This window comes from Sediminicoccus sp. KRV36, assembly GCF_023243115.1.
Classification (GTDB): Bacteria; Pseudomonadota; Alphaproteobacteria; order Acetobacterales; family Acetobacteraceae; genus Roseococcus.
This window is the reverse complement of record NZ_CP085081.1, coordinates 943,962-968,086: the sequence shown is the minus strand read 5'-3', so window position 1 is coordinate 968,086 and position 24,125 is coordinate 943,962. Positions and strand designations below refer to the sequence as shown.

Here is a 24,125-nt window from a genome sequence, read left to right as displayed (position 1 = left end):
AACCCATGGATTTCGGACGGATCTTCGGCGCGGTGCTGAATGGCGCGGCCCAACCGCCCCGCCGGCGGGCCGGCACGGCACGGCGCGGCAGCGGCCCCTTCGGCATGACCCAGGCGGAAACGCGGCAGATCGGCCGGGCCCTCGGCGCTCTGGCCGGCATCGCCGCCGAGGCGCTGACCAAATCCAGCCCGCCCGCCGAGCGCGAGCCCGCCGCATCCCGCCCCCCGGCCAGGACCCCGCCGCCGGTGCCTGGCAGCCCCCCCTCTGGCCAAGCTGGCACGGCGCCAGCCCGCCGCCTGCCCGAGATCACCGCCAAGGCGCCGCCCCTCCCCTCCGCCGAACATGCCGAGGCACGGCTCCTGCTGCGCGCCATGATCGCCGCCGCCCGCGCCGATGGCGTGGTGGATCGCGCCGAACGCAGCGCCATCGCGACACAGCTGGACGCCGCCGGTCTGAGCCCCGCCGAGCGCGACCAGGTGCTGGCGGATTTTGACACACCCGCGACGATTGAGCAGTTGTCCGATGGCGCGCATGATCCCATCCTGCGCGCGCAGCTCTACGCGGCCGCCTTCGCGGCGGCGGGCGAGGTCAGTGCGGCCGAACGGGCCTGGCTTGATCGGCTGGCCACGGCGCTGAAGCTTCAACCGGCGGCCCGCAAGGCCATCGAGGACAGATTGGGGGGATAACCATGTTCACGCTCACCACCGCGCAGCAACGGCTCCGGGACGCCGCGCGTGAACTGGCGCAGGAGGCCGCGGCCGGCGCGGCCGAGACCGATCGCAGCCAGCAATACCCCTGGCCCATGGTGGCCCGCATGACCGAGGCGGGCTTCATGGGGCTGACCATCCCGCGCGAATGGGGCGGCCAGGGCGGCTCCTACCTCGATGCGGTGCTGGTCGTGGAGGAGATGGCCAAGGGCTGCGCCGTCTGCGGCCGTATCGCGGTGGAAGCGAATATGGGCGCCGTCGGCGCCATCATGGCCTATGGCACACCGGCGCAGAAGCGCATCGCGGCGGGCCTGGTCCTGGCCGGCGACAAGCCCGCCATCTGCATCACCGAGCCCGATGCCGGAAGTGCCGCCGGCGAGATGACGACCACCGCCGTGCGCCATGGTGACACCTGGGTGATCAATGGCGTGAAGCACTGGATCACCGGTGGCGGCGTGTCCAAGCTGCATCTGATCTTTGCCCGCGCGATGGAACCCAACGCGGATGGCGTGATGGTGGACCAGGGCATCGGCGGCTTCCTCGTGGTGCGCCATGGCCCGCAGGACCCTCCGGGGCTGGTCGTGCACAAGCGCATCCCCTCGATGGGGCTGTGCGGCATGCCCGAGGCGGAGCTGCATTTCCAGGGCCTCGAAGTGGCCGATGCCATGGTGCTGCGCGCGCCCAATTCCGGCGCTGGCGGTGGCTTCAAGCGCGGCTTCGGCAAGCTGATGGATGCCTATAACGGCCAGCGCGTGGGTGCGGCCACCGCGGCCCTGGGCATCGCCGCCGGCGCCTATGACCGGGCGCTGGATTTCGTGCAGCAACGCCATCAATTCGGCCGGCCCATTGCGGAATTCCAGGGCATCGGCTGGATGCTGGCGGACATGTCCATCAAGCTCGAAGCCAGCCGCGCGCTGATCTGGCAGGCGGCGGCCAGTGCGGGGCCGAATGGCTTCCCGGACCGGCTGATGGCCGCCCGCGCCAAGGTGCTGGCGGCCGACAGCGCGCTGGAGGTGACCAATATGGCGCTGCAGCTCTGGGGGGCGGCCGGCTACTCGCGCGAGAACCCGATGGAGCGCGCCGTGCGCGATGCGCGGATGTTCCCCATCGCCGGCGGCACCGCGCAGATCCTGCGCAACCAGGTGGCCGAGCAGCTGCTCGGCCGCAAGCTGCCGCAAACGCGCGACGGCATGCTGCGCCTGGCCATGGAAGACGCCGCCCGGATCGCCGCCGAATGAGGCCCCCGCTCGATCAGCAGGTCACCTTCCTCTACGCGGATGACGCAGAGGCGTGCTGGCGCTTCTACGAGGAGATGCTGGAACTGCCCCTGGTGCAGGACCAGGGCAGCGTGCGCATCTACAGCCTGGATGGCAGCCGCGCCTTCCTGGGCGTGTGCCGGGCGCGCGGCCCGCGCGCCTCGGAGGATCCACGCGTGGTGGGCGGCGTGGTCTTCACGCTGGTCAGTCGGGATGTGGAGGGATGGCACGCCTTCCTGGCCGCCAAGGGCGTCACCCTGCCCATGGCGCCGACCTATTCCGAGGCCTACCGGATCACGCATTTCTTCTTCAAGGACCCGGCCGGCTACACCATCGAAATCCAGCGTTTCGAGCGGCCGGACTGGCCCGCCATCTGATCAGCCGCGCGAAAGGCGGCGCAGCAGGCTGACCAGTTTGGCGCGCTCCGGCTCGGTCAGCGGCGCCATCAGCGCGTCATTGGCCTGCATGCCGGCCTGCTGCGCCTCGTTCAGCAGGGCCTCGCCCTCGGCCGTGATGGTTAGGACGCGCATGCGGCGGTCCATCGGATCATTGGCGGTGCGCATCAGGCCGCGCGCGATAAGGCGCCTGACAACGCCCTGGATGGTGGCCGAATCCATGCCCGCCAGCCGGCCCAGATGGTTCTGCGTGGCACGGCCGATCTCGGAGAGGCGCAGCAGCGTCGCGAATTGCGGGCCGGTCAGGCCAAGCCCTGCCGCACGCTCCTGAAACATGGATTGATAGCGCTGATGCGCGAGGCGCAGCAAATGCCCGGCCGAGGCGTCCAGGCGGTAATCCGCCTTGGGGGCCCTCAGGCACGCCACCTGGTTCAGGCGTTCGAGAAATTCGCTCATGCGTCCTCGGATTTCTGATCATCTCGTTGCGCTTTGCGACCCGCGGAGTCAAGCAAAGACGATGCGAACTGAGGCATTGCGCGCGCCGTGGCATTTCTGTAATCGGGCTGGCAGATCGTCGCAAAAGCGATGCACCGCATGGGAGCGAAACAGTGAGCCAATCCGAAACTTCCGGCCGTCGTGGCATTCTGAAGGCCTCCGCCGTGGCCGCGGTCGGCACGGCCATCCTGGCCACGCCGAATGTCAGCCGGGCGCAGACCGTCACCTTGCGCTTCCAGTCCACCTGGCCGCAGCGCGACATCTTCCATGAATTCGCGGGCGACTATGTCAGCCGCGTCAACGCCATGGGCGGCGGGCGCATTCGCCTGGAATTGCTGGCCGCCGGCGCCGTGGTCGGCGCCTTCCAGCTGCTCGATGCCGTGCATGCCGGCACGCTGGATGGCGGCCATGGCGTCTCGGCCTATTGGTTCGGCCGCAACCGCGCCTTCAGCCTGTTCGGCACGACGCCGCCCTGGTTCGGCGATGCGCACCAGCTGCTCGGCTGGTTCTACTACGGTGGTGGCGAGGCCCTGTACAAGGAGCTGATGCACGACGTGCTGCGCATGAACGCGGTGGGCTTCCTCTCCGGCCCCATGCCGACGCAGCCGCTTGGCTGGTTCCGCAACCCGATCGAGCGGGCCGACCAGATCCGCGGCCTGCGCTACCGCACCGTCGGCCTCGCGACCGACCTGATGCAGGAAATGGGTGCGGCCGTGGTGGCACTTCCCGGCGGCGAAATCGTGCCGGCGCTGGAGCGCGGCGTCATTGACGCGGCCGAGTTCAACAACCCCTCCTCGGACCGGATCCTCGGCTTCCCGGATGTGGCCAAGAACTACTACATCCAGAGCTACCATCAGGCGGTGGAAAGCTTCGAGATCCTGTTCAACCGCCAGAAATACGAGGGCCTCCCGGCCGAGCACCAGGCCTTGCTGCGCCATTCGGCGGAAGCCGCCTCGGCCGACATGTCCTGGAAGCTGCAGGATCGCTACTCGCGCGATCTGCTGGCGATGTCCCAGACCCAGGGCGTCAATGTCCGCCCGACCCCGCGCCCCATCCTGGATGCCCAGCTCCAGGCCTGGAACCGCGTGATCGAGCGCCAGGAGGCTGACAACAGCAACCCCAATGCCGGGCCCTTCTTCAAGAAGGTCTGCGACAGCCAGCGCGACTGGTGCCGCCGCGTCGGCAACTTCATGCTGCGCTACAATGTCAGCCCGGTGGTGTCCTACAATCACTTCTTCGCCCGCGGCTGATCCGCCAGGGTGGATGAGAACGGCCCGGGGAGCTTCTCCCCGGGCCTATTTTGCGTGAGGGGCGAAGCAGAACATGTCGGATAGTCTGATCACCGGAGGCCTCGCCGGGCTGGTCGTCGTGGCGCTGATCATCGGCATCGCCTTTTCCACCAATGAGGTGGTGAGCCGCGCGCTGCTCGCCGTGGACAAGTTCTCCACGCTGATCGGCCAGACCTTCTCCTGGACCATCATCATCCTCACCTTCGCCATCACCTATGAGGTGATTGCCCGCCGCTTCTTCGCCTCGCCCACCAATTGGGGCTACGACGTCCAGTACATGCTCTACGGCACGCTGTTCATGTTCGCGGGCGCCTATGCGCTCAGCCGGAATGGCCATGTGCGCGGGGATTTCCTCTACCGGATGATGTCCGCCCGGCGGCAGGCGATGCTCGACCTGCTGCTCTACATCCTGTTCTTCTTCCCCGCGATCTTCGCCTTCATGGTGGCCGGCTGGCATTTCTTCGAGCTGAGCTGGATGCAGAATGAGCGCAGCATGTTCTCGCCCTCCGGCCCGATCATCTGGCCCTTCAAGGGCATCATCCCCGTCGTCGGCTTCATCATGCTGCTGCAGGGCCTGGTCGAGGTGGTGCGCTGCGTGCGCTGCATCCGCGCCGGCGAATGGCCGCAGCGGCTTTCCGATGTGGAGGAGCTGGACCAGATCATCCTCGCGAAAGCCGCAGAGAAATCGCCCGAGGAACTCGCCCGCGAATTGGCGGAAAACGCCGATGCGGCACTTTCGGTCAAGGGACGCTAACCCGCCATGATCTCCGATGCCGGCCTGGGCCTCACCCAGCTGATCCTGTTCCTGTTCTTCATCCTGCTGGGCTTTCCCATCGCCTTCACCCTCATGGCGATGGGCCTGTTCTTCGGCTATCTCGGCATGGGTGAGCGGGTGTTCGACCTGCTGATCCAGCGCACCTATGCGGTGATGAGCAGCGATGTGCTGATCTCCGTGCCGCTCTTTGTGCTCATGGGCTACATCATCGAGCGCGCGAATATCCTGGACCGGCTGTTCCGGGCCTTGCAGATGGCATCGGGGAACATCCCGGGCTCACTGGCCGTCGCCACCCTCGCCACCTGCGCGCTCTTCGCCACGGCCACCGGCATTGTCGGCGCCGTCGTCACGCTGATGGGCCTGCTGGCTTTCCCGGCCATGCTGCGCGCCGGCTATGATGTGAAGCTGGCTTCGGGCGTCGTCTGCGCAGGCGGGTGCCTGGGCATTCTCATCCCGCCGTCGATCATGCTGATCCTCTATGGTGCGACGGCCGGTGTCTCGGTCGTGCAGCTTTACGCGGCGGCCTTCATCCCCGGCATCACGCTCGCCGGCCTCTACATCGCCTATGCGATCGGCATCGCCATCATCAAGCCGGAAGTGGCGCCGCGCCTGCCGCCCGATGCGGTGCAGGTGCCATTCGCCAAGCTGCTCTGGGCACTGCTGACCAGCTTCTTCCCGCTCGCATTGCTCATTGCCATGGTGCTCGGCGCCATCCTCATGGGCCTGGCCACGCCTTCGGAGGCGGCGGCGATGGGCTCGCTCGGCTCCATCATCCTGGCCATCGCCTATCGCTCCTTTTCCTTCCAGAAGCTGAAGGAAAGCGTGTTCCTGACGGCGCGGACCAGCGCCATGGTCTGCTGGCTGTTTGTCGGCTCCTACATCTTCTCCTCGGTCTTCGGCTATCTCGGCGGCCAGAGCGTGGTGGAGGAATTCGTCAAATCCCTGCCGCTCAACACCTTCACCTTCATGCTGCTGGCCCAGGCCATCATCTTCGTCCTCGGCTGGCCGCTGGAATGGACCGAGATCATCGTGATCTTTGTGCCGATCTTCCTGCCGCTGCTGGATGATTTCGGCGTGGACCCGCTGTTCTTCGGCATCCTGATCGCGCTGAACCTGCAGACGAGCTTCCTTTCGCCACCCGTCGCCATGGCCGCCTTCTACCTGAAGGGCGTGGCGCCCAAGCACGTGAAGATCGAGGATATCTTCAAGGGCTGCATGCCCTTCATCTACATCGTCGTCTTCACCATGCTGATGGTCTATGCCTTCCCCGGCCTGGTCACATGGCTGCCCGAGCAGCTTTATGGGGGTGACAGCGGCCCGCCGGCGGTGTCCATGGAGGCGCCGCCCGCTGGCGGGTTCCAGGAAGAAGAGATGCCTGAATTGCCGCCCCTCCGATGAGTGCCGCCGAAGCCGGCAAATTCCTGGCTGAAGCCTGGGAGACCGGGCATTCCCTCGGCGCCTGGCCCGCCGACCTCGCCCCCGCTGACCAGGCCGCGGGCGAGGCCATCGCCGCCGAACTGGTCGAGGTGCTGAACCTGCCCGTCTGCGGCGTGCGCCTGGCGCCGGGCCCGGATGGGCTGACGCTGCTCTCGGCGCCGATGTTCGAGGCGCGGATGCTGCGCGTCGGCACGCCCGTCACCCTCTCCAGCCTGCGCCAGCCGCGGATCTCCGCCGGCATCATGGGCATCCTGGCGGAACCGCTGGAGCGGGACCTGCCGGTGTTTTCCGCCTTTCATCCCGTGCTGGACATCGCGGCGACACGCTACACGGCCGGCGCGCCGGATGCCGCGCATCAGATCGCGGATCTGGGGGGCCTCGGCTTCGTGCTGGTGGGCAAGCGCTGGATCGGCGCCCTGCCGGAGGAAAGCGAAGCGCGCCTCGGCCTGACCGGCGCGCGGCCCTATCCGTTGCGGGCGCCACTGGCAGCACTCATGCGCCAGGCGGGTGCGGAGGCGATCCGCTGGGGCGGGCTGCCGGCGGGCGCGGTGCTGGTGGTGGCGGGGCTGGCCACCGGGTCACCACCTGTGGCCGGGCAGAAATGGGCGGCGGCGGTTCCGCCTGTGGGTCGGATTTCGGCGGTGCTGGGGTAGAAAAAAGGGGCCTCCGACGGCTGGGGCCGAAAGGCCCCAGACCCCAGAAATTAGGCCGCGCGGAACGCCGCGAGGCCGCCGCTGCGGAGCAGATTTGAGGGCAAGCGGTGGCCTACGATGCGCTCGGCCAGCTTTGCGGCTTCGATCAGGGCGTCGAGATCAATTCCGGTCGCGACACCCATTTCCTCGCAGAGAAACACCAGCTCCTCCGTCGCGATATTGCCGGGCGCGCCGGGGTGCCCCGCGAAAGGGCAGCCGCCCAGACCCGCCACTGCCGCATCGAAGGACGCGACGCCCAGCCGCAGCCCGGCCGCGGCGCAGGCAATGCCCAGCCCCCGCGTGTCATGCAGATGCAGCGAGACCTTGGGCCCAGGGAAGCGCTCCCGCACCGCGCCGACGAGGCGTTCCACCAGCACGGGGTTCGCCCAGCCCATGCTGTCCGCCAGGGAGATCTTCTCGATCACGCAGCCGGTTTCGGCGGCGATCTCCATGGCATCGGAAAGGGCAGCCATGGCCTGGGCGGTGGGCACCGCGCCGGAGAAATTGCAGCCAAAGGCCGCCTGGAGCGAAACCCGCGTCATCTTCACACCCGCCGCCTGGTGTGTGGCCACATGCTTGCGCTGCGCCTCCAGCTGCTCGGCATGGCTGCGGTTGAGGTTCTTGCGGGTGAAGGCCTCCGAACCCGTGACGGTGATGGAGCCTTCCACCGTCAGCCGGTCCGCGAAGGCCTGCACGCGGCTGAGGCCGGCGGCGTTGAACCAGAGCGCCGTGTATGCCACCCCGGGACGGGGCGTGAAGCCGGCCACCACCTGCTCCGCATCGGCCCAGCCGGGGACGATCTTCGGGCTCACGAAGCTCGCCACCTGGATGCGCGGGACACCTGTGCCGGAGAGCGCGTCAATCAGCGCGATCTTGTCGGCGGTCGGGATCGGGCCGGGCTCGATCTGAAAGCCCTCGCGCGGGCCTTCCTCGGTGATCTCGATGCGGGCGGGGAGGTCGCTCATCGCACGGCGTAGATGTCGTAGCGCGGGCCGGAGGGCGGGCGCTGGCCAGTGCCGATGCCGATGATGCGGTTCATCCAGGCCAGCTCGGGCGCTCCGGTCTGGAAGCGCATCGCGGTGCGGAAATAATACTCGGAAGGGTCCACCGCTTCGCCGGCGCCAAGGCGGGCCAGCACCTCGGGCTTGCCGGTGCGGATGCCGGCATATTGCACATAGACCAGGCCGCCGGAGGCCGCCTTGATGGTCAGGCGCACGTCAATATGCGCGGTGCCATCGGCCTCCACGCGCAGCCAATCCGCCGCCGTGCCGCCCAGCACCTCGCCCTGCAAGGCCGGGCCGCTGACCACGCCGCCGGTGACGGGCACGATGCGCAGATCATGCCCATCCGGGCCTTTGCCGGCCATCTGCGGGGCGCCCACGGTGATGTCCATGGAGAACAGATATTCGGTGACGAGGGGCAAGGGCATGGGAAATCCTCCTGGTTTGCGCAGGAGCATGCCCGCCCGGGACCGTTGCGCAAGGGGCTTGCGCGCGGATGGGCCATCGCCCCATGTTGCCTGATAATTTTTACCATTTCTCTCAGAGATTGACCATGAACATCATGGACCCCCAAGCCGCCACCCGCGCCCGCATCGCCGATGCGGCCGAGGCGCTGTTCCGCCAGATCGGCTACCAGAAGACCGCGGTGGCCGACATCGCCAAGGCCTGCGCCATGTCGCCCGCCAATGTGTATCGCTTCTTTCCCTCGAAGAGCGCGATCAACGAGGCGATCACCCACCGCCTGCTGGACATTGTGGGCAGCGAGCTGGAGGCGCTGGCCACAGGCGAGGGCAGCGCGGCCCAGCGCCTGCGCGCCACTGCACGGCAATTCTACCTGCGCGATGTGGAGCTGTTCTTCAACGAAAAGCGCATGCACGACATGGTAGGGGCCGCCATGACTGAGCATTGGGGCGTGATCGAGGGCTTCCTCGCGCGCGTCCTCGCCATCTGGGAGGGCTTGCTGCGCGAAGGCGTGGCCGCGGGCGAGTTCCGCGCCTTGGACCCGGCCAAGACTGCGATGACCTTCAAGCAATGCCTGATGCTCTGGACCCATCCGATTCTCCTGGCCGATTGCCTGGGGCGCGGCCGCACCTGCGAGGAGCTGGAGGCGCAGCAGCAGGCAGCGCTGGACCTGCTGCTGGCCGGGATTGCGAAATGACTCCTGATGATTATTGATTTTCGTCAGTGAATAGTCATTATGGCTCTATTCACGGAGCCCCCGCATGCGCCCCTCGCCCCTCCTCCTCCTGCTGCTGACCGCCTGCCTGCCCGAGGCCAAGACCGCCTCCCCTGCCCCAGAGGAAGCCCCCCGCCCCGTCCAGGTCGCGGAAATCCGCCATCTCCCGGCCGATGCCGGGCCGAGCTTCACGGGCGTCCTGCGCGCCCGGCGCGAGGCGGATGTGGCCCTGCGCGCCGGCGGCCGCATCGCCGAGCGCCTGGTGGATCTCGGCGCCGAGGTCAGCGCGGGGCAGCTGCTCTTTCGCCTCGATCCGCGCGACCTGGAACTCAGCCTGCGCGCCGCTGAGGCTGATGTCCTCTCGGCCGAGGCCACCGCATCCCAGGCGGTGAATGACGCTGGCCGCTCCCGCGCGCTGGTTTCCGCCGGCCATGTCGCCGCCGCCTTCCATGAACAGCGCGAGGCGACGGCCCGCGCCGCCACCCAACGCCTGGCCGCCGCCCGCGCCCAGCGGGACCTGGCGCGCAACCGGCTCGACTACGCCGAACTCCGCGCACCTTCCGCAGGCCGCGTCACCGCCATCCTGGCCGAGGCCGGGCAGGTGGTGGCGGAAGGCGCGCCCGTGCTGCGCCTGGCTGACCCCGCCGAGCGCGAGGTGCTGGTGCAGCTGCCGGAGAACGCCATTGGCGCCGCGCGCGCCACGGCGCGATTCTGGGCGCGGCCCGATGTCACGCTGCCCGTGCAGCTCCGCGAAATCGCCGCCCAGGCGGACCCCAATATGCGCACCTATGCCGCGCGCTTCGCCCTGCCCGATGCGCCGGATTGGGCGCGGCTTGGCATGACCGCCACCATCCATCTGGGCCGCGAGGCCGCCGCCCCCAGCGCCCGCATCCCGCTCTCCGCCCTGCATGATCGCGGGCGCGGGCCGATGGTCTGGCGCCTTGCGGAGGGCGGCCGCATCGAAGCCGCACCCGTCACCGTGCTGAGCCTTTCCGAAAGCATGGCGACCATCCGCGCCGAGCTGCCCGAGGGCACGCGCATCGTCGCCATGGGCGCGCAATTGCTGGCGCCCGACAGCCGCGTGCGCCCGGTGGAAACGCGCCTCGCGGGCAGCATGCAATGAGCCGCTTCAACCCCTCCGAAGGGGCGATCCGCCAGGGGCAGCTCACGCTCTTTGCCATGATCCTGCTGCTGCTGGCCGGCGCCTGGGCCTGGACCAAGCTGGGCCGCGCCGAGGACCCGGCCTTCACGCTGAAGGTGATGGTCGTCTCCGCCGCCTGGCCCGGTGCGACGGCCGAGGAGATGCAGAACCAGGTGGCGGATCGCATCGAGGCGAAGCTCGCGGAACTCCCCTGGCTCGATGTGCTGCAAAGCTTTTCGCGCCCGGGGGTTTCCACCATCACCGTGAATCTGCGCGATAGCACGCCACCCCACGCCGTGGCGGGCCTCTGGTACCAGGTGCGCAAGCGCGTGGGCGACATGCGGCAGAACCTGCCCCAGGGCGTGCAGGGCCCCTTCTTCGACGATGAATATTCCGACGTGTTTTCCGCCGTGCTCGCCCTGCGCGGCGCCGACAATGCCGAGTTGGTCCGCCAGGGCGAGCGCCTGCGGGACCGGCTGCGCCGCCTGCCGGGGATCGAGAAGGTGACGCTGTTTGGCGAGCAGCCGCAGCGCATCCAGGTCGAGATCAGCCATGCGCGCCTCGCCACCCTCGGCATCACCCCGCAATCCGTGCTGGACGCTTTGGCGCGGCACAATCCGGTCACTCCCGCCGGCACGGTCGAGACCGGCAGCACCCGCGTGCATCTGCGCCTGCCCGAGGGGCTGGATGGGCTGGACAGCATCGCCGCACTGCCGCTTTCGGCCGAGGGCCGCACCATTCGGCTGGGCGATGCGGCGCGCATCACGCGCGGCCTGGCCGACCCGCCGGAGCGCGCCATCCGGCATCTGGGCGAGCCCGCCGTGCTGATCGGCCTGACCAAGCAGCCCGGCCAGGATGTGCTGCGCGTGGGGGCCGCGCTGAACGCGGAACTCGCGCGGATTCGCGCGGAATTGCCGCTGGGCCTCAGCCTCGATGCCGTGGCCGACCAGCCGCATATCGTGCGCAAAAGCGTGGATGAATTCCTGATCAAGCTGGCGGCCGCGCTTGGCGTGGTGCTGCTCGTCTCCTTCCTCTCGCTCGGTTTCCGTGCGGGCATCATCGTCGCACTCGCCGTGCCCCTCACACTCTCCTTCGTGTTCCTGTTCATGGTCTGGCGCGGCACCGAATTGGAGCGCATCTCGCTCGGCGCGCTGATCCTGGCCCTCGGCCTCCTGGTGGATGACGCGATCATCGCGATCGAGGCCATGGCGGTGAAGCTGGAGCAGGGCTGGGAGCGCACGCGCGCCGCCGGCTTCGCCTGGACCACCACGGCGGGGCCGATGCTGACCGGCACGCTGGTGACTGTCGCGGGCTTCATCCCGGTGGGCTTCGCCGCTTCCACCTCGGGCGAATATGCGGGCGGCATCTTCTGGGTGGTGGGGGCGGCGCTGATCGCGAGCTGGATCGTCGCCGTCACCTTCACGCCCTGGCTGGGGGCCAAGCTGCTCAAGGCCGCGCCGCACAACCCTGGGCATGATGCGCATGATACGCGGATGTATCGCGCGCTGCGGCGCGGCGTGGAGTGGTGCGTGGATCATCGCTTCGTGCTGCTGGGCGTGATGGTCGGGCTGCTGGCGATTGGCATGGTTGGCATGGCGGCCACGAAGAAGCAGTTCTTCCCCGCCTCGCAGCGGCTGGAATTGCTGGTGGATATCAACCTGCGCCAGGGGGCGAGCTTCGCCGCGACGGATGATGTGGCGCGCCGCATCGAAGCGAGCTTGCAGGGCGATTTCGACGTGGCGCATTTCACCACCTATCTGGGGGCCGGCGCGCCGCGCTTCTTCCTGGCGCTGAACCCCGATCTGCCCAATGAGGCCTTCGCCAAGATCATCATCGAAAGCCGGGACGTACCGGCGCGCGAACGCCTGCGGGAACGGCTCATCGCCCTCGACGAAGCGGGCGCCTTCCCCGAGGCGCGGGTGCGCGTCTCGCGCCTCGATTTCGGACCGCCCGTGCCCTTCCCGGTGCAGTTCCGCATCCTCGGCCCCGATCCCATGCAACTGCGCCGCCTGGCGGATGATGCGGTGCCGCTGCTGCGCGGTGTCACTGGCACGCGCAATGTGCAGACCGACTGGAGCGAGCTGGCCCCCGCGCTGCGTCTCGATCTGGACCGTGAGCGCATCGCGCAATTGGGCCTTTCGCCCCAGGCCGTCGCCACCTCGATGGGCACGCTGCTTTCGGGGGTGATGGCGACGACGATCCGCGAAGGCACACGCGGCGTAGAGGTGCGGCTGCGCGCCGTGCCGGAGGAACGCGCGGCCCTCGACCGCCTGGGCGATCTTTCGCTCGCCACACCGGGCGGGCCGGTGCCGCTCAGCCAAGTGGCGCGGCTCACGCCGGTGATGGAGGAGCCCATCCTCTGGCGCCGCAATCGCGAGCCCTTCATCACGCTGCGCTCCGACATCCAGCCCGGCCTCCAGGCGCCGGAGGTGACGGCGGCCGCCATGCCCGCACTGGCGCCCTTCATCGCGGCACTCCCACCCGGTTACCGGCTGGAGGTGGGCGGGGCGACCGAGCAATCGGCCAAGGCCAATGCCAGCCTGTTTGCGCTGTTCCCGGTGATGGTGGCGGTGATGATGGCGCTGCTGATGCTGCAATTGCGCAACCTCGGCCGCATGGCGCTGGTGATGGCGACGGCGCCGCTCGGCATCCCGGGTGCCGCCGGCGCCCTTCTGCTGATGGGCGCCCCCTTCGGCTTTGTCGCGCTGCTGGGGGTGATCGCGCTGGCGGGCATGGTGATGCGCAACACGCTGATCCTGGTGGACCAGGTGCAGCAGGATCTGGAAGCCGGGATCGAGCTGCGCGAGGCGATCATCGGCAGCACGGTGCGCCGCGCGCGGCCGGTGGTCCTGACGGCGCTGGCCGCGATCTTCGCCTTCATCCCGCTCACGCAATCGGTCTTCTGGGGGCCGATGGCGATTGCGATGATCGGGGGCTTGAGTGTCGCGACACTCGCCACGCTGCTGCTGGTGCCGGCCTTGCATGCGCTGGCCCTGCCCTGGCGGAAGCGGCCGGCGGCACAAGCGGCACCGCTGCGGCCGGAGCCTGTGCCGGCGGAATGAGTGGCTTCGCGGCGGGCGGCTGGTGGCCCATACTGCCCACCAGCCGCCGATCAGAGCGGTTCGCCCGTCATCCGGCCCGCCGCCTCGTCCCGGAGAATACCATGCTTGGCATCCGCCCCCTCGCCGCCGGTTTCGGCGCGGAACTCACCGGCATTCGCATCGCGGGCGATCTGCCCGAGGCGGATTTCGAGTGCTTCCTCGACGCCTTCCACCGCCATCACGTGCTGCTGATCCGCGATGTGCCGAATGACCCGGCGGCCCAGGTGGAATTCAGCCGGCGCATGGGGCCCCTGGAGCATCACGCGGCGGCCAGCGCCGTGCATCCGGCGCATCCCGAGATTTTCTGCGTCGGCAATTACGCGGCGGACGGCATCACCGCCAATTTCGCGCGTGGCGTGGAGCAATGGCACGCCGATAGCAGCTTCCGCGACATCCCCAGCACCGCCTCGCTCTTCTACGGCGCCATCTGCCCGCCCGAAGGCGGCGAGACCTGGTTCCTCGACGCCGTCTCCGCCTACGACACCCTGCCCGAGGCCATGAAGACGCGGATCGCGGGGCTGCGCGGCGTGCATTGCCTCTACACGCTGAGCGAATGGAACCGCCGCCACACGCCGGGCCGCGCGCCGATGGACGAAGCCAAGCGCCGCGCCTTCCCGCCCGTGGCGCATCCGCTGGTGCGGACCCATCCGGTCAGCGGGGTGAAGTCGCTGTTTCTCTGCCCCGCGGTGATCAGCCATATCGAGGGGATGGGTGTGGCGGAGAGCCAGGCGCTGATCGAGGAACTCATGGAGCATGCGGGGCAGGAGCGCTTCGTCTATCGCCATGCCTGGCGCGAGGGGGACCTGGTGATCTGGGACAATCGCTGCACCCTGCACACGGCGAGCCTGTTCGACCATGAGAGGTACCAGCGGCTGATGTTCCGCACGACGGTGGCGGGCAGCGCCTGACGTTTTGCCATATCGCGCTCTCGGACCAAGAAGCCCGGTGGTTCAGATCCCCTGATGAAGGTGCAGGAAACAAGTTTCCTGCCGGGGAGCGCGAGGGGCTGGCCCCTCGATCCCGCCACGGCGGATGTTCGGCAGCGAACTACCGCGCCACCAGCCCATACAGCGTCGCGATCACCTCGATCAGGATGAAGGACGCGACCGCGATCTCCAGCATCAGCGAGCGCTGGCCCTGAATGAGCGAGAGCAGCGTCTGCATGATCTCGCCCACCATCACGAGCTTGCGCTCCAGCGCCGCGCAGCGTGCCGGCAATTCGAATTCATCGCTGAGGCGCTGATGCAGCCGCTCCAGCCCCGGATGCTCCCAGAGCAGATCGGGCTTGTCGCCCGCCTGGATGCGGGCATTGGCGCGGCCCCGCGCCGCCAGGGCGGCGCCGATCGCGCGCATCAGCCCGCGTGAGAGAAAGCCAAGGCGCCCCCGCTCGCGCAGCCGCGTCACCACTGGCTCCATGCCGTCCAGCGTGCGGTCCAGCGCCATTTCCTGGTGGCTGAGGGCGGCGCTTTTCGCCAGCGCATCGGCCAGGATCCCGAGGCGCGGGGTGGAAAGGTCCATCAGGCGGATTTCGCCCGTGTCGCTGATCTCATCGCGCTCGGCGCCGGTTGAGAGCCAGGCGTTTTCCGCCAGCGGCACGGCAAGCGGGTTGGCGATGCGCGGCGCCAACTGCGCCAGCAGGGCCGCGCGCGCCTCGGGCGTGGCGTCGAACAGGACCAGCGCGCCCCAGCGGAAGGCAAAGGCCGGGTGCGCGCCGCCCGTCAGGATCACCGGGTCCGTCCCGCTGCCGGCGGTGCGGGACAGGCCGCGCAGCTCCAGCCGCTCGCCCAGCAGCAGGGCCGTCGCGGCGATGCGTGGGGCTGCGCTCAGCGCTGCCGCCAGGGCAGGTCATCGGCCTTCCAGCCGGCGACGTTGCCGCGATGCCCCTCGGCATCCACCGGGCCCTCGAAGCCATCGGCGACGTTGTAGGCGTGCGGGAAGCCCGCCTGCTGCGCCGCCTGGCCGGCCGCCAGGCTGCGCGCGCCGGAGCGGCAGATGTAGAAGACATGGCTTTCGGCCGTCACACCCGCCTTGCGGAGATGCTCGACGAAATGCCCGTTCACCTGCATGCCGGGGAAGACCTGCCAGGGGATCAGCACCACCTGCTTGCCCAGGCCCGAAAGGTCCGGCACGCCCACGAAATTCCATTCGGCATCGGTGCGCACATCCACCAGGACGGCGTTGGGGTCGCGCTCCAGCGCGGCCCAGGTATCGGTGGGCGAGATATCGGGCACTCCGGCCATGGCATCCTCCAAGATGGTTGGGCGGAGAATGGGGTGCCGGCGGCACGGGAGCAATGCAGGCTTGCGCAATTCATGCCCATCCGGGAGGCAGTTCGGCCTGGCCGGGGTGCAATCGCCAAAGGGCAGGCTTGCATGCCCCCCTCGCGACCCTGCTAGGTGAGAGGAACATTCCCAGGACATGGACCCGAGATGACCCAGCGCCGCTCCCTGCTCATCGCCACCGGCCTTGCCCCGATCCTCGGCCCATTGGCCATGCCCGGCCTGGTCCGGGCCCAGGCCGCGCCCCGGGTGCGCTTTACGCTGGACTGGGCCTTCCAGGCGCCCAACGCCTTCGCCATCGTGGCGCGCGAGCGCGGCTTCTATCGTGAGGCGGGCGTGGATGTGGCGATTGACCGGGGCCAGGGCTCCGGTGGTGTGCCCGTCTCGCTCGCCGCCGGCACGCATGATGTGGGCTATGCCGATCTCAGCCCGACGCTGCGGTTCCTTTCGGAGAATCCGGGGCGCGACATCATCGCCATCGCCATCCTGCATGATCGCAGCCCGCTTTGCGTGATCACGCGGGCGGATGGGCCGATCCGCACGCCCGCCGATCTGGTGGGCCGGCGCCTTGCCGCCCCCGATAATGACGCCGCACGGCAGTTGTTCCCGGCCTTCGCGCGCGCCGTGAATATCGACCCCGCACGGGTGAATTTCCTCTCCGTCTCGCCCGCCCTGCGGGAGCCGATGCTGCTGCGGCGCGAGGCGGATGGCATCACCGCGCATATCGCCACCGCCGGGATCGCGCTGCAGGGGCTTGGCATGCGGCCCGAGGATCAGCGGGTCTTCATGTATAATGACCACGGCCTCGATCTCTATGGCGGCGCCATCCTGACCACGCGCACCTATGCCGAGCGCAACCCCGATGTGCTGCGCCGCGTCGTCGCGGCCTCGATGCGCGGCTTCATCTCCCAGGCGGCGGACCCGAATGGCGCGATGGACATCCTCAAGCGCGTCGAGCCGCTGACCGATGTGCCGCTGGAACTCTCCCGCCACCGGCTGACGATGGAGCGGCTGATCGTCACGGATCATGTGCGGCGCAACGGCATCTCCAGCGTCTCGATGGAGCGGTTGCAGAAGAGCCTGGAGGCCGTGCAGCAGGCCTTCAACCTGAGTGCCGCGCTGCCCGCGGCCCAGGTCTACACCCCGGCCTATCTGCCGCCGGCCGAGCAATTGCGCCTGCCGGCCAGCGCCACCTGATGCGCCCCTTCGTCGAGATTGACCGCGTCGCCATGCGCTATGGCGGGGTGGAAGGCACGCTGGCCCTGCAGGAATGCAGCATGCATGTGCAGCAGGGCGAATTCATCGCCGTGGTGGGGCCCTCGGGCTGCGGCAAATCCACGCTGATGCGCCTCGTTTCCGGGCTCTGGCCCGCGACGGATGGCAATGTGGTGGTGGGCGGCGAGGAGGTGGACAGGCCCCTCTCGCTGGTCGGCATGGCCTTCCAGAACCCGACGCTGCTGCCGTGGCGCACCATTCTTGAGAATGTGATGCTGCCGCTGGAAATCGTGCCCGAGCACCGCAAGCGCCTGCGCTCGGAGCGCGCGAAATACGAGCAGAAGGCGCTGGACCTCTTGAAGCTGGTCGGGCTGGAGGGCTTCGGGGAGAAGCAGCCCTATCAGCTTTCGGGCGGCATGCAGCAGCGCACCAGCCTGTGCCGCGCGCTGATCCATGAGCCGCCCCTGCTGATGCTGGATGAGCCCTTCTCGGCGCTGGACGTCTTCACGCGTGAGGATCTGTGGGATGTGCTCCAGCAGGTCTGGATGGCGCGCAAACCCACCGTGGTGCTGGTCACGCATGATCTGCGCGAGGCCTGCTACCTGGCCGACCGCGTCCTGGTGATGTCGGCCCGCCCCGGGCGCATCATCGCCGAGCGAAGCGTGCCCTTCGCGCGGCCGCGCAGCCAGGAGACGATGCTGGAGCCCGAATTCACGAAGCTGGTGGCCGAGTTGCGCGGCTTCATCGCGCTGGCCCGCAAGGGCGAGGAGGTGGTCTGATGTCCAGCAAGGCACAGAATCGCATCGAGGCGCTGGCCGCTTCCGCCCGCCGCCGCCGCCGGCTGCAGGCCTGGCTGCCCTGGCTGGTGATCGCCGGCACCTTCATCCTCTGGGAGGTCTCGACCGAGGTCTTCAACATCTCCACCTTCATCCTGCCGGCGCCGAGCGACGTGTTCCGGGCGGCGGTGAAATGGTGGAAGCCCTTGCTGGATGACAGCATCCACACCCTGCTTTCCACGCTGGCGGGCTTTGGCCTGGCCGTGGTGGCGGGGCTGCTGCTGGGGGTCGCGATCGGCTCCTCCACCTTGGTCTATAAGGGGCTTTATCCGCTGCTGATCGCCTTCAACTCCATCCCCAAGGTGGCGGTGGTGCCGGTGCTGATCATCTGGTTCGGCATCGGCGTCTGGCCGGCCATCATCACCGCCTTCCTGATCAGCTTCTTCCCCATCGTGGTGAATGTGGCGACCGGGATCGCCACGGTGGAGCCGGAATTGCGCGACGTGCTGCGGGCGCTGGGCGCCAGGCCTTCCGATATCATCCGAAAGGTGGGGCTGCCGCGCGCCATGCCGTATTTCTTCGCCTCGCTGAAGATCGCCATCACGGTCGCCTTCGTGGGTTCCATCATCGCCGAAAGTGTCGCGCCCAATGCCGGCATCGGGCGGCTGATGATGGTGGCCTCCAGCCGCTTCGACGTGCCGCTGGTCTTCGCCGGGCTGATCGTGACGGGGATGATGGGCATCATGCTCTACTGGATCGCCGAGTTCATCGAGCGGCGGACCACGGGCTGGGCCACACGCGGCCAGGATGCGCAGAATTTCGCACCGGGGGGGTGAGGGGCCGGCGAGGCGCCCCGCCCCGGCGGATCCGCGTGGCATTTCCAAACATCGGCCGAAGGGTTAACGGGCCCCATGCGCCTCGGATTCCTCACCCCCTCCTCCAACACCGTGCTCGAGCCCGCGATCGCGGAGCTGTTGCGCGATGCGCCCGGCATCACCGCGCATTTCGCGCGGTTCCGTGTGCTGGCGATCAATCTGGGGGCCACGGCCAACCAGCAATTCGACACGGGCCCCGTGCTGGCGGCCGCGGAATTGCTGGCCGATGCGAAGGTGGATTCCATCTGCTGGGCCGGCACTTCGGGCAGCTGGCTGGGCTTCGCGCAGGATGAGGCGCTGTGCGCCGCGATCACCGAGCGCACCGGCATCCCGGCCACCACGGCAACGCTGGCGCTGCGTGATGCGCTGCGGCTGGCGGGGGTGCGCAAGCTCGCCCTGGTCACGCCCTATCTGGATGAGGTGCAGCGGGCGATCATGGCTAATCTGACCCGCGAGGGCTTTGAAGTCACCGCCGAGCGGCACCTTGAGGACCCCGGCAATTACAGCTTCGCCCTGCATGACGCGCAGACCGTCGGCGCGCTGATGGAAGCCGCGGTGACGGAGCGGCCGACTGAAGCGGTGGTGATCCATTGCACGAATTTCCGCGGCCTGCCGGCATCGCTGGATGTGGAGACGCGGCTGGGGGCCCTGGTTGTAGATTCGGTGGCGGCTTCGCTATGGGGCGGTATTCGCGCCGCGGGCGGGGCGCAACCCAGGCGCGAGGAGCGTCTCTTTTTTCTCGCATAATGGTTAATTTTCCCTTTTTGAGTTAAAATATGATTGCCGGATACACGCTCAGGCTGTATCAAAGGGCATGATCTTCGCCGCCCCTCCCCGCCCCGCCCTCATCCTGGACGCCGCGCCGGGCTTCACCCTTGCCCCGCTGGCCTTTGATCTCAGCTTCACCTGGACGCCCCCCATCGCCCCGGCGCCTGGCTTCGCGCCGGAGCCAGCCTGGCGGGATGCGGCCCCGGCGCTGGCAGAGGGGCTGCCGCCGCAGATCGCGGCCGATGATCTCCCGACAGCACTTCCAGGAGCGCCGGGACATGTGGCCCAACCTGCGGCTTCGCTGCCCCTGCCCGCCACTCCCACCAGCCTGCCCATGGCGCCCGAGCTCCTGGTCGCACCGCCCCCATCCCCCGCCATGCCTTCGCTGCCGCCCGCCCCCGTGATTCTGCCCGCCCCACCTCTGTTCGCCCCGCCGTTGTTCGCCTTGCCTCTGGCCGAGCTGCCTCTGCCGCCGGCGAACCCTGCCGCGCTGCTGCCGGCCGCCCTGCCACTGCCCTTGCCCGCCCTGCCCCTGCCGCCGGCCGATCCGGCCGCGCTGCTACCGGCCGCCTGGGCCATCGCCACTTCGCCGATGGATCGGGCCGCCCAGGCGCAAGCGCTGCTGGATGGCCTCTGGGCTGATCACCCAGCCGTGGAGAGCCATGCGCCCCCACCCCCCTTGGCATGGTGTATGTTATAAAATAACATCTGGAGCGAATCCTCATGAGGTCGCCCCATGCCCCGCTTTTCTCCATGGCCTGCCACCGCCCTTTGCCTCGGCGCCGCGATCCTGCCCGGCGCCGCCACGGCGCAGCCCAGCAACGACGTGCCCGATACGGTGGTCCAGGCGCGCCGCCTGGATGAGGCGCGGGGCGCCATCTCCCCCACGCTCGGCGCCACCATCTCCAGCCTCGACCGCGAGGGCATCAAGGGCCTGCCGCAAGGCGTCGAGGCGCCGATCAACCAGCTGCTGCTGACCTTCCCTGGCGTGGTGCAGGACAGTTTCGGCGAAATCCACATCCGCGGGGAACACCGCAACCTGCAATACCGGGTGAATGGCGTGACCATCCCCGAGGGCATCCAGGGCTTCGGCGCCTTCCTCGATGCGCGGGGCCTGCGCTCGCTCTCGCTCATCACGGGGTCCCTGCCGGCGCAATTCGGCTATCGCACCGGCGGCGTCGTGGATGTGAACCTGCTCTCGGGGGCGAGCAATCCGGGCGGCTGGGCCAGTGTCTATGGCGGCAGCTTCAACACCTTCCAGCCCTCGGCCGGCTATGCGGGCGTCTTCGGCGGCTGGGATGTCTTTGCCACCGGCACCTGGCGCCAGAGCCTGCAAGGGATCGAGCCACCGACCGGCTCCTATGAGTCCATCCACAACCGGACGGATCAGCTGCGCGGGCTGCTCTCCGTCTCGCGCCTGCTGGATGACACGACGCGGATCAGCTTCATCGCCGGCGCCTCGGCCAATCGCTTCCAGATGCCGAACAACCCGGGCCAGCCGCAGGAATTTCCGGTGGATGGCCTCACCGACCTCAACAGCGCACGCCTGAATGCCCGCCAGTGGGAGCGCAACCAGTTCGGCATCCTCTCGCTGCAGGGCAGCCGTGAGGCGCTGGATTGGCAGGTCTCCGGCTTCGGCCGCCGCTCCTCCACGCATTACCTGCCCGATGTGCAGGGTGAGCTGGCCTTCAACGGCGTGGCCTCCGATGTGCGGCGCCAATCCCAGGCCGCCGGGCTGCAGGCCGATGCCTCCTATCGGCTGAATGCCAGCAACACGCTGCGCTTCGGCGTGATGACCATGGCCGAGCGGACCCGCAATTCGAACACCTCCTTCGTCTTCCCGGTGGATGCGGATGGCGAGGCGCTGGACGCGTCCTTCCCGCTTTCCAGCAGCAGCAGCCGCACCTCCTGGCTTTATGGCGTCTATCTCCAGAATGAATGGCGCGTGACGGACCGCTTCACCATCAATGCGGGGCTGCGCGGGGATTATGCGGACCAGGTGGTGCAGGCGGGCCAGGTCTCGCCGCGCATCAACGCCGTCTGGCGGCCCTGGGACGGCACGACGATGACGATCGGCTATGCGCGGTATTTCACGCCGCCCGCGCAGGATCTCATCACGCCCTTCACGGTCAACCAATTCGCCAACACGACCGGCGCGCCACCCGGCAACAGCGGCAGCGCCCCGAGGCCCGAGCGCAGCAACTACTTCTCGGCCGGCATTTCCCAGCGGATCACGCCGCAGCTCACCCTCGGCACCAACGCCTGGTACAAGGACGCGACGGATATGCTCGATCTCGGGCAGTTCGGCCGCGCCCTGGTCTTCACGCCCTTCAACTATGCCCAGGGCCAGACCTATGGCGTGGAGTTCACCGGGCAATGGCGCAGCGAGCGGCTGGACCTTTTCGCCAACCTCACCCTCTCGCGCGCCACCGGCCGCAACATCCGCACCAGCCAGTTCAATTTCGACCAGGAGGAGCTGACCTATATCGCCGGCAAATACGTCCGCACCGACCATGACCAGCTGGTCACCGCCTCCGCCGGCGCGACCTATCGCCCCTGGGAGGGGGCGCGTGCCTCGGCCACGCTGCTCTACGGGAACGGGCTGCGCCGCGGCTTCGCCAATACCGAGAAGCAGCCCAGCTACACGACGATGAATCTCGGCCTCGCGCAGGAGTTTCGCGCCGTGGATGGCGGCGTCTGGACCGCGCGGGTGGATCTGATCAACCTGACCGACCAGACCGTGCAGCTGCGCGATGGCTCGGGCATTGGCGTGGGCGCGCCGCAATTCCTGCCGCGGCGGGCGGTGTATGCGGGGCTTTCGCGGGCCTTCTGAGCCGGGTGCAACCGCGCGAAGCAGGCGCGACGGCCGCGCAGGGGCATGACAGGGCTGGGCCGCGATCTGCCGCCCGCGTGCTTCAACAGCCGGCATGGGCGGGTGCCGATCCGCGGCTGCGGCACCCGGCCACGCGCTTCACGCCCGGGCAGCGCCGTGCCAGCCTGCCGCCATGAGCGATTGGCACGCCCGCGCGGGCACGCGTTTCACCCCTGCCAAGCAGCCCGCCACGGGTGCGCGCGGCATGGTCGTCACCAACCATCCGGCGGCCAGTGCGGCCGGCATGCAGATGCTGGCCGAGGGCGGCAATGCGGTGGATGCGGCCGTCGCCGCCATCCTGGCGCTGACCGTGTGCGAGCCCATGATGGTGGGCATCTTCGGCGGCGGCCTGATGCATCTGGCGCATCCCGATGGCAGCCACGAGGTGCTGGACGGCATGGCCTGCGCGCCCTTCGCCGCCCGGCCCGAAATGTTCGAGGGGCGTGACCCGCGCCGCCAGACCCTGGGCGGGCAATCCGTCGCCGTGCCGGCCAACCTCCTCGCCTGGGAGGCCGCACTCAGGCGGCATGGGCGGTTTTCCATGGCCGATGTCATCGCACCCGCCATCCGCCTCGCCGAGCGCGGCTTCGAGGTGAGCGGCTACCTGAATGAATGCATCCAGGAGACGGCCGCCGATCTGCGGCTCGACTCCGGCATGGCGCGGCTGTTCCTGCCCGATGACGCGCCGCTCGCACCCGGTGCGCGCCTCATCAACGCGGCCCTGGGCGAGACCTTGCGCGCCATCGCGGCCGAGGGCGCCGATGCCTTGCACCAGGGCGATCTCGGCGGTTCGGCCAGCCACGACCTGGCGCGCAAGGGCGGCATGATCACCACGGATGACCTGGCGGCAGCGAAGATGATCCGGCGCGAGGCGGTGCGCGGCAGCTATCGCGGCGTGGAGGTGTTCGGCCCGCCGCCGCCCTCGGCCGGCGGCGTGCATGTGCTGCAGATGCTGAACCTGCTGGAGGCTTATGACATCGCGGCCAGCGGCTTCGGCACGCCGGCCACGCTGCATCTGATCGCCGAGGCGCTGAAGATGGCTTTCGCGGATCGTGCGGTGGCGACGGGTGATCCGGCCTTCCTCACCGTTCCTGTGGCCAGGCTGATCAGCCCGGAATACGCGGCCGAGCGGCGCGGTTTCCTGGACCTGACGCGGGCGAAAACCTGGGCCGCGGGGCTGACCAACCGCGAAAGCGCCAACACCACGCATATCACCGTGGCCGACCGTGAGGGGCGCATCGCCTGCTGCACCCACACGATCAACAGCCTGTTCGGCGCCAAGATCCTGCTGCGCGAGAGCGGGCTGATCCCCAACAACTACATGGCGCTGTTCGATCCTCGCCCCGGCCTCGCGCAGTCCATCGAGCCGGGCAAGCGGGTCACCACCTCCATGTCGCCCTTGATCCTGCGGCGGGATGGCAAGCCCTATGCGGCGCTGGGGCTGCCGGGGGGCCTGCGCATCTTCGCCTCGACCTTCCAGGCGGTGATGAACCTGGTGGATCACGGCATGTCCGTGCAGGAGGCGGTGGAGGCGCCGCGCGCCTGGACCATGGGCGGCCCGCTGGAGCTGGAGCCGGGCTTTGGCGCCGAAACCCGCGCCGCCCTGGCCGCGATGGGGCATGAGGTGCTGGCCGTGCCGCATGTGGCGGGGGGCATGGGCGCCATCCACTTCCACGACAACGGCATGATGGAGGGCGCTTCCTGCTGGCGGGCGGATGGCGCGCCGATCGGCATGGGTGGCGGGCCGGCTTCGGCGGGCGTGCGCTTCTTCCCCGATGCGCGGCGGTAGAGCGTGACCGGCGGCCGCGGGATCATGATCTCCGGCTGGCCTCGGGGATGATTCGCCGCCACGGTGATTCCACCCCGGCGGATCA

At 68.8% G+C, this 24,125-nt stretch carries 23 protein-coding genes; 18 read left to right on the top strand and 5 right to left on the bottom strand.

Annotated elements, in window-relative coordinates:
- Positions 1–5: 5 nt before the first annotated feature.
- From LHU95_RS04240 to LHU95_RS04230, 3 genes are read left to right on the top strand one after another with little or no spacing between them, the layout of a single operon-like run.
- Positions 6–686: a DUF533 domain-containing protein gene (locus tag LHU95_RS04240; RefSeq protein ID WP_248710137.1), complete on the top strand. Its 681-nt coding sequence runs from the start codon at positions 6–8 to the stop codon at positions 684–686.
- A gap of 2 nt (positions 687–688) precedes the next feature.
- Positions 689–1,945, top strand: a complete 1,257-nt coding sequence (gene acdA, locus LHU95_RS04235) for a 3-sulfinopropanoyl-CoA desulfinase (protein WP_248710136.1) — start codon at positions 689–691, stop codon at positions 1,943–1,945.
- Positions 1,942–2,340, top strand: coding sequence for a VOC family protein (locus LHU95_RS04230; RefSeq protein WP_248710135.1), 399 nt, complete (start codon positions 1,942–1,944; stop codon positions 2,338–2,340). The genes acdA and LHU95_RS04230 overlap by 4 nt, the downstream gene beginning before the upstream one ends.
- On the opposite strand, the gene LHU95_RS04225 is transcribed toward LHU95_RS04230, so the two are convergent.
- Positions 2,341–2,814, bottom strand: a complete 474-nt coding sequence (locus LHU95_RS04225) for a MarR family transcriptional regulator (RefSeq protein ID WP_248710134.1) — start codon at positions 2,812–2,814, stop codon at positions 2,341–2,343.
- A 152-nt stretch (positions 2,815–2,966) separates the two neighbouring features.
- Here LHU95_RS04225 and LHU95_RS04220 point away from each other — a divergent pair, with 152 nt between their 5' ends.
- The 4 genes from LHU95_RS04220 to LHU95_RS04205 all read left to right on the top strand — a co-directional run bounded on the left by LHU95_RS04220 (position 2,967) and on the right by LHU95_RS04205 (position 7,007).
- Positions 2,967–4,103, top strand: coding sequence for a TRAP transporter substrate-binding protein (locus tag LHU95_RS04220; protein WP_248710133.1), 1,137 nt, complete (start codon positions 2,967–2,969; stop codon positions 4,101–4,103).
- Between the two features lie 73 nt (positions 4,104–4,176).
- Positions 4,177–4,896: a TRAP transporter small permease subunit gene (locus LHU95_RS04215; RefSeq protein ID WP_248710132.1), complete on the top strand. Its 720-nt coding sequence runs from the start codon at positions 4,177–4,179 to the stop codon at positions 4,894–4,896.
- Positions 4,897–4,902: 6 nt separating this feature from the next.
- Positions 4,903–6,315 (top strand): TRAP transporter large permease subunit, encoded by a 1,413-nt coding sequence (locus LHU95_RS04210; RefSeq protein WP_248710131.1) that lies wholly within the window; start codon positions 4,903–4,905, stop codon positions 6,313–6,315.
- On the top strand, positions 6,312–7,007 hold the full coding sequence (locus tag LHU95_RS04205) for a hypothetical protein (RefSeq protein ID WP_248710130.1): 696 nt from the start codon (positions 6,312–6,314) through the stop codon (positions 7,005–7,007). The genes LHU95_RS04210 and LHU95_RS04205 overlap by 4 nt, the downstream gene beginning before the upstream one ends.
- Positions 7,008–7,057: 50 nt before the next feature.
- Here LHU95_RS04205 and LHU95_RS04200 read toward each other — a convergent pair whose 3' ends face one another.
- Together LHU95_RS04200 and LHU95_RS04195 are read right to left on the bottom strand one after the other, a co-directional pair.
- Positions 7,058–8,011, bottom strand: a complete 954-nt coding sequence (locus LHU95_RS04200; protein WP_248710129.1) for a hydroxymethylglutaryl-CoA lyase — start codon at positions 8,009–8,011, stop codon at positions 7,058–7,060.
- On the bottom strand, positions 8,008–8,475 hold the full coding sequence (locus tag LHU95_RS04195; RefSeq protein WP_248710128.1) for a DUF3237 domain-containing protein: 468 nt from the start codon (positions 8,473–8,475) through the stop codon (positions 8,008–8,010). The genes LHU95_RS04200 and LHU95_RS04195 overlap by 4 nt, the downstream gene beginning before the upstream one ends.
- A 125-nt stretch (positions 8,476–8,600) precedes the next feature.
- Between LHU95_RS04195 and LHU95_RS04190 the strand changes: the two genes are divergently transcribed.
- From LHU95_RS04190 to LHU95_RS04175, 4 genes are all read left to right on the top strand, one after another.
- Complete coding sequence (locus LHU95_RS04190) at positions 8,601–9,206, top strand: TetR family transcriptional regulator (protein ID WP_248710127.1); 606 nt, start codon at positions 8,601–8,603, stop codon at positions 9,204–9,206.
- A 64-nt stretch (positions 9,207–9,270) separates the two neighbouring features.
- Positions 9,271–10,347: an efflux RND transporter periplasmic adaptor subunit gene (locus LHU95_RS04185; protein ID WP_248710126.1), complete on the top strand. Its 1,077-nt coding sequence runs from the start codon at positions 9,271–9,273 to the stop codon at positions 10,345–10,347.
- Complete coding sequence (locus LHU95_RS04180) at positions 10,344–13,427, top strand: efflux RND transporter permease subunit (protein WP_248710125.1); 3,084 nt, start codon at positions 10,344–10,346, stop codon at positions 13,425–13,427. Before LHU95_RS04185 ends, LHU95_RS04180 begins: the two co-directional genes overlap by 4 nt.
- 101 nt (positions 13,428–13,528) lie before the next feature.
- On the top strand, positions 13,529–14,374 hold the full coding sequence (locus LHU95_RS04175) for a TauD/TfdA family dioxygenase (protein ID WP_248710124.1): 846 nt from the start codon (positions 13,529–13,531) through the stop codon (positions 14,372–14,374).
- Positions 14,375–14,513: 139 nt separating this feature from the next.
- On the opposite strand, the gene LHU95_RS04170 is transcribed toward LHU95_RS04175, so the two are convergent.
- Together LHU95_RS04170 and LHU95_RS04165 are read right to left on the bottom strand one after the other, a co-directional pair.
- A complete protein-coding gene (locus tag LHU95_RS04170; protein ID WP_248710123.1) occupies positions 14,514–15,194 on the bottom strand; it encodes an RMD1 family protein in 681 nt (226 codons plus the stop codon).
- Positions 15,195–15,289: 95 nt separating this feature from the next.
- Complete coding sequence (locus tag LHU95_RS04165; protein ID WP_248710122.1) at positions 15,290–15,706, bottom strand: rhodanese-like domain-containing protein; 417 nt, start codon at positions 15,704–15,706, stop codon at positions 15,290–15,292.
- 189 nt (positions 15,707–15,895) lie between these two features.
- Between LHU95_RS04165 and LHU95_RS04160 the strand changes: the two genes are divergently transcribed.
- From LHU95_RS04160 to ggt, 7 genes are all read left to right on the top strand, one after another.
- Entirely contained in the window at positions 15,896–16,942 is a 1,047-nt protein-coding gene (locus LHU95_RS04160) for an ABC transporter substrate-binding protein (RefSeq protein WP_248710121.1), read from the top strand.
- On the top strand, positions 16,942–17,739 hold the full coding sequence (locus LHU95_RS04155; RefSeq protein ID WP_248710120.1) for an ABC transporter ATP-binding protein: 798 nt from the start codon (positions 16,942–16,944) through the stop codon (positions 17,737–17,739). The genes LHU95_RS04160 and LHU95_RS04155 overlap by 1 nt, the downstream gene beginning before the upstream one ends.
- Positions 17,739–18,572: an ABC transporter permease gene (locus tag LHU95_RS04150; RefSeq protein ID WP_248710119.1), complete on the top strand. Its 834-nt coding sequence runs from the start codon at positions 17,739–17,741 to the stop codon at positions 18,570–18,572. The genes LHU95_RS04155 and LHU95_RS04150 overlap by 1 nt, the downstream gene beginning before the upstream one ends.
- A gap of 75 nt (positions 18,573–18,647) precedes the next feature.
- Entirely contained in the window at positions 18,648–19,358 is a 711-nt protein-coding gene (locus LHU95_RS04145; RefSeq protein WP_248710118.1) for an aspartate/glutamate racemase family protein, read from the top strand.
- Between the two features lie 67 nt (positions 19,359–19,425).
- Positions 19,426–20,079 carry a hypothetical protein gene (locus LHU95_RS04140; protein WP_248710117.1) on the top strand — a complete coding sequence of 218 codons (654 nt, stop codon included), beginning with the start codon at positions 19,426–19,428 and terminating at the stop codon, positions 20,077–20,079.
- Positions 20,080–20,115: 36 nt separating this feature from the next.
- Positions 20,116–22,212: a TonB-dependent receptor gene (locus LHU95_RS04135; RefSeq protein ID WP_248710116.1), complete on the top strand. Its 2,097-nt coding sequence runs from the start codon at positions 20,116–20,118 to the stop codon at positions 22,210–22,212.
- A gap of 172 nt (positions 22,213–22,384) precedes the next feature.
- The gene (gene ggt, locus LHU95_RS04130) at positions 22,385–24,040 is read left to right on the top strand and encodes a gamma-glutamyltransferase (RefSeq protein ID WP_248710115.1); all 1,656 of its coding nucleotides are present in this window, start codon (positions 22,385–22,387) and stop codon (positions 24,038–24,040) included.
- The last annotated feature ends 85 nt before the right edge of the window (positions 24,041–24,125 follow it).

What these genes read in the sequence shown, in the direction of transcription:
- LHU95_RS04240 (WP_248710137.1), top strand. Translation starts at nt 6, where the DNA reads ATGGATTTCGGACGGATCTTCGGCGCGGTGCTGAATGGCGCGGCCCAA.
- acdA (WP_248710136.1), top strand. Translation starts at nt 689, where the DNA reads ATGTTCACGCTCACCACCGCGCAGCAACGGCTCCGGGACGCCGCGCGT.
- LHU95_RS04230 (WP_248710135.1), top strand. Translation starts at nt 1,942, where the DNA reads ATGAGGCCCCCGCTCGATCAGCAGGTCACCTTCCTCTACGCGGATGAC.
- LHU95_RS04225 (WP_248710134.1), bottom strand. Translation starts at nt 2,814, where the DNA reads ATGAGCGAATTTCTCGAACGCCTGAACCAGGTGGCGTGCCTGAGGGCC.
- LHU95_RS04215 (WP_248710132.1), top strand. Translation starts at nt 4,177, where the DNA reads ATGTCGGATAGTCTGATCACCGGAGGCCTCGCCGGGCTGGTCGTCGTG.
- LHU95_RS04210 (WP_248710131.1), top strand. Translation starts at nt 4,903, where the DNA reads ATGATCTCCGATGCCGGCCTGGGCCTCACCCAGCTGATCCTGTTCCTG.
- LHU95_RS04205 (WP_248710130.1), top strand. Translation starts at nt 6,312, where the DNA reads ATGAGTGCCGCCGAAGCCGGCAAATTCCTGGCTGAAGCCTGGGAGACC.
- LHU95_RS04200 (WP_248710129.1), bottom strand. Translation starts at nt 8,011, where the DNA reads ATGAGCGACCTCCCCGCCCGCATCGAGATCACCGAGGAAGGCCCGCGC.
- LHU95_RS04195 (WP_248710128.1), bottom strand. Translation starts at nt 8,475, where the DNA reads ATGCCCTTGCCCCTCGTCACCGAATATCTGTTCTCCATGGACATCACC.
- LHU95_RS04190 (WP_248710127.1), top strand. Translation starts at nt 8,601, where the DNA reads ATGAACATCATGGACCCCCAAGCCGCCACCCGCGCCCGCATCGCCGAT.
- LHU95_RS04185 (WP_248710126.1), top strand. Translation starts at nt 9,271, where the DNA reads ATGCGCCCCTCGCCCCTCCTCCTCCTGCTGCTGACCGCCTGCCTGCCC.
- LHU95_RS04180 (WP_248710125.1), top strand. Translation starts at nt 10,344, where the DNA reads ATGAGCCGCTTCAACCCCTCCGAAGGGGCGATCCGCCAGGGGCAGCTC.
- LHU95_RS04175 (WP_248710124.1), top strand. Translation starts at nt 13,529, where the DNA reads ATGCTTGGCATCCGCCCCCTCGCCGCCGGTTTCGGCGCGGAACTCACC.
- LHU95_RS04165 (WP_248710122.1), bottom strand. Translation starts at nt 15,706, where the DNA reads ATGGCCGGAGTGCCCGATATCTCGCCCACCGATACCTGGGCCGCGCTG.
- LHU95_RS04160 (WP_248710121.1), top strand. Translation starts at nt 15,896, where the DNA reads ATGACCCAGCGCCGCTCCCTGCTCATCGCCACCGGCCTTGCCCCGATC.
- LHU95_RS04155 (WP_248710120.1), top strand. Translation starts at nt 16,942, where the DNA reads ATGCGCCCCTTCGTCGAGATTGACCGCGTCGCCATGCGCTATGGCGGG.
- LHU95_RS04150 (WP_248710119.1), top strand. Translation starts at nt 17,739, where the DNA reads ATGTCCAGCAAGGCACAGAATCGCATCGAGGCGCTGGCCGCTTCCGCC.
- LHU95_RS04145 (WP_248710118.1), top strand. Translation starts at nt 18,648, where the DNA reads ATGCGCCTCGGATTCCTCACCCCCTCCTCCAACACCGTGCTCGAGCCC.
- LHU95_RS04140 (WP_248710117.1), top strand. Translation starts at nt 19,426, where the DNA reads ATGATCTTCGCCGCCCCTCCCCGCCCCGCCCTCATCCTGGACGCCGCG.
- LHU95_RS04135 (WP_248710116.1), top strand. Translation starts at nt 20,116, where the DNA reads ATGCCCCGCTTTTCTCCATGGCCTGCCACCGCCCTTTGCCTCGGCGCC.
- ggt (WP_248710115.1), top strand. Translation starts at nt 22,385, where the DNA reads ATGAGCGATTGGCACGCCCGCGCGGGCACGCGTTTCACCCCTGCCAAG.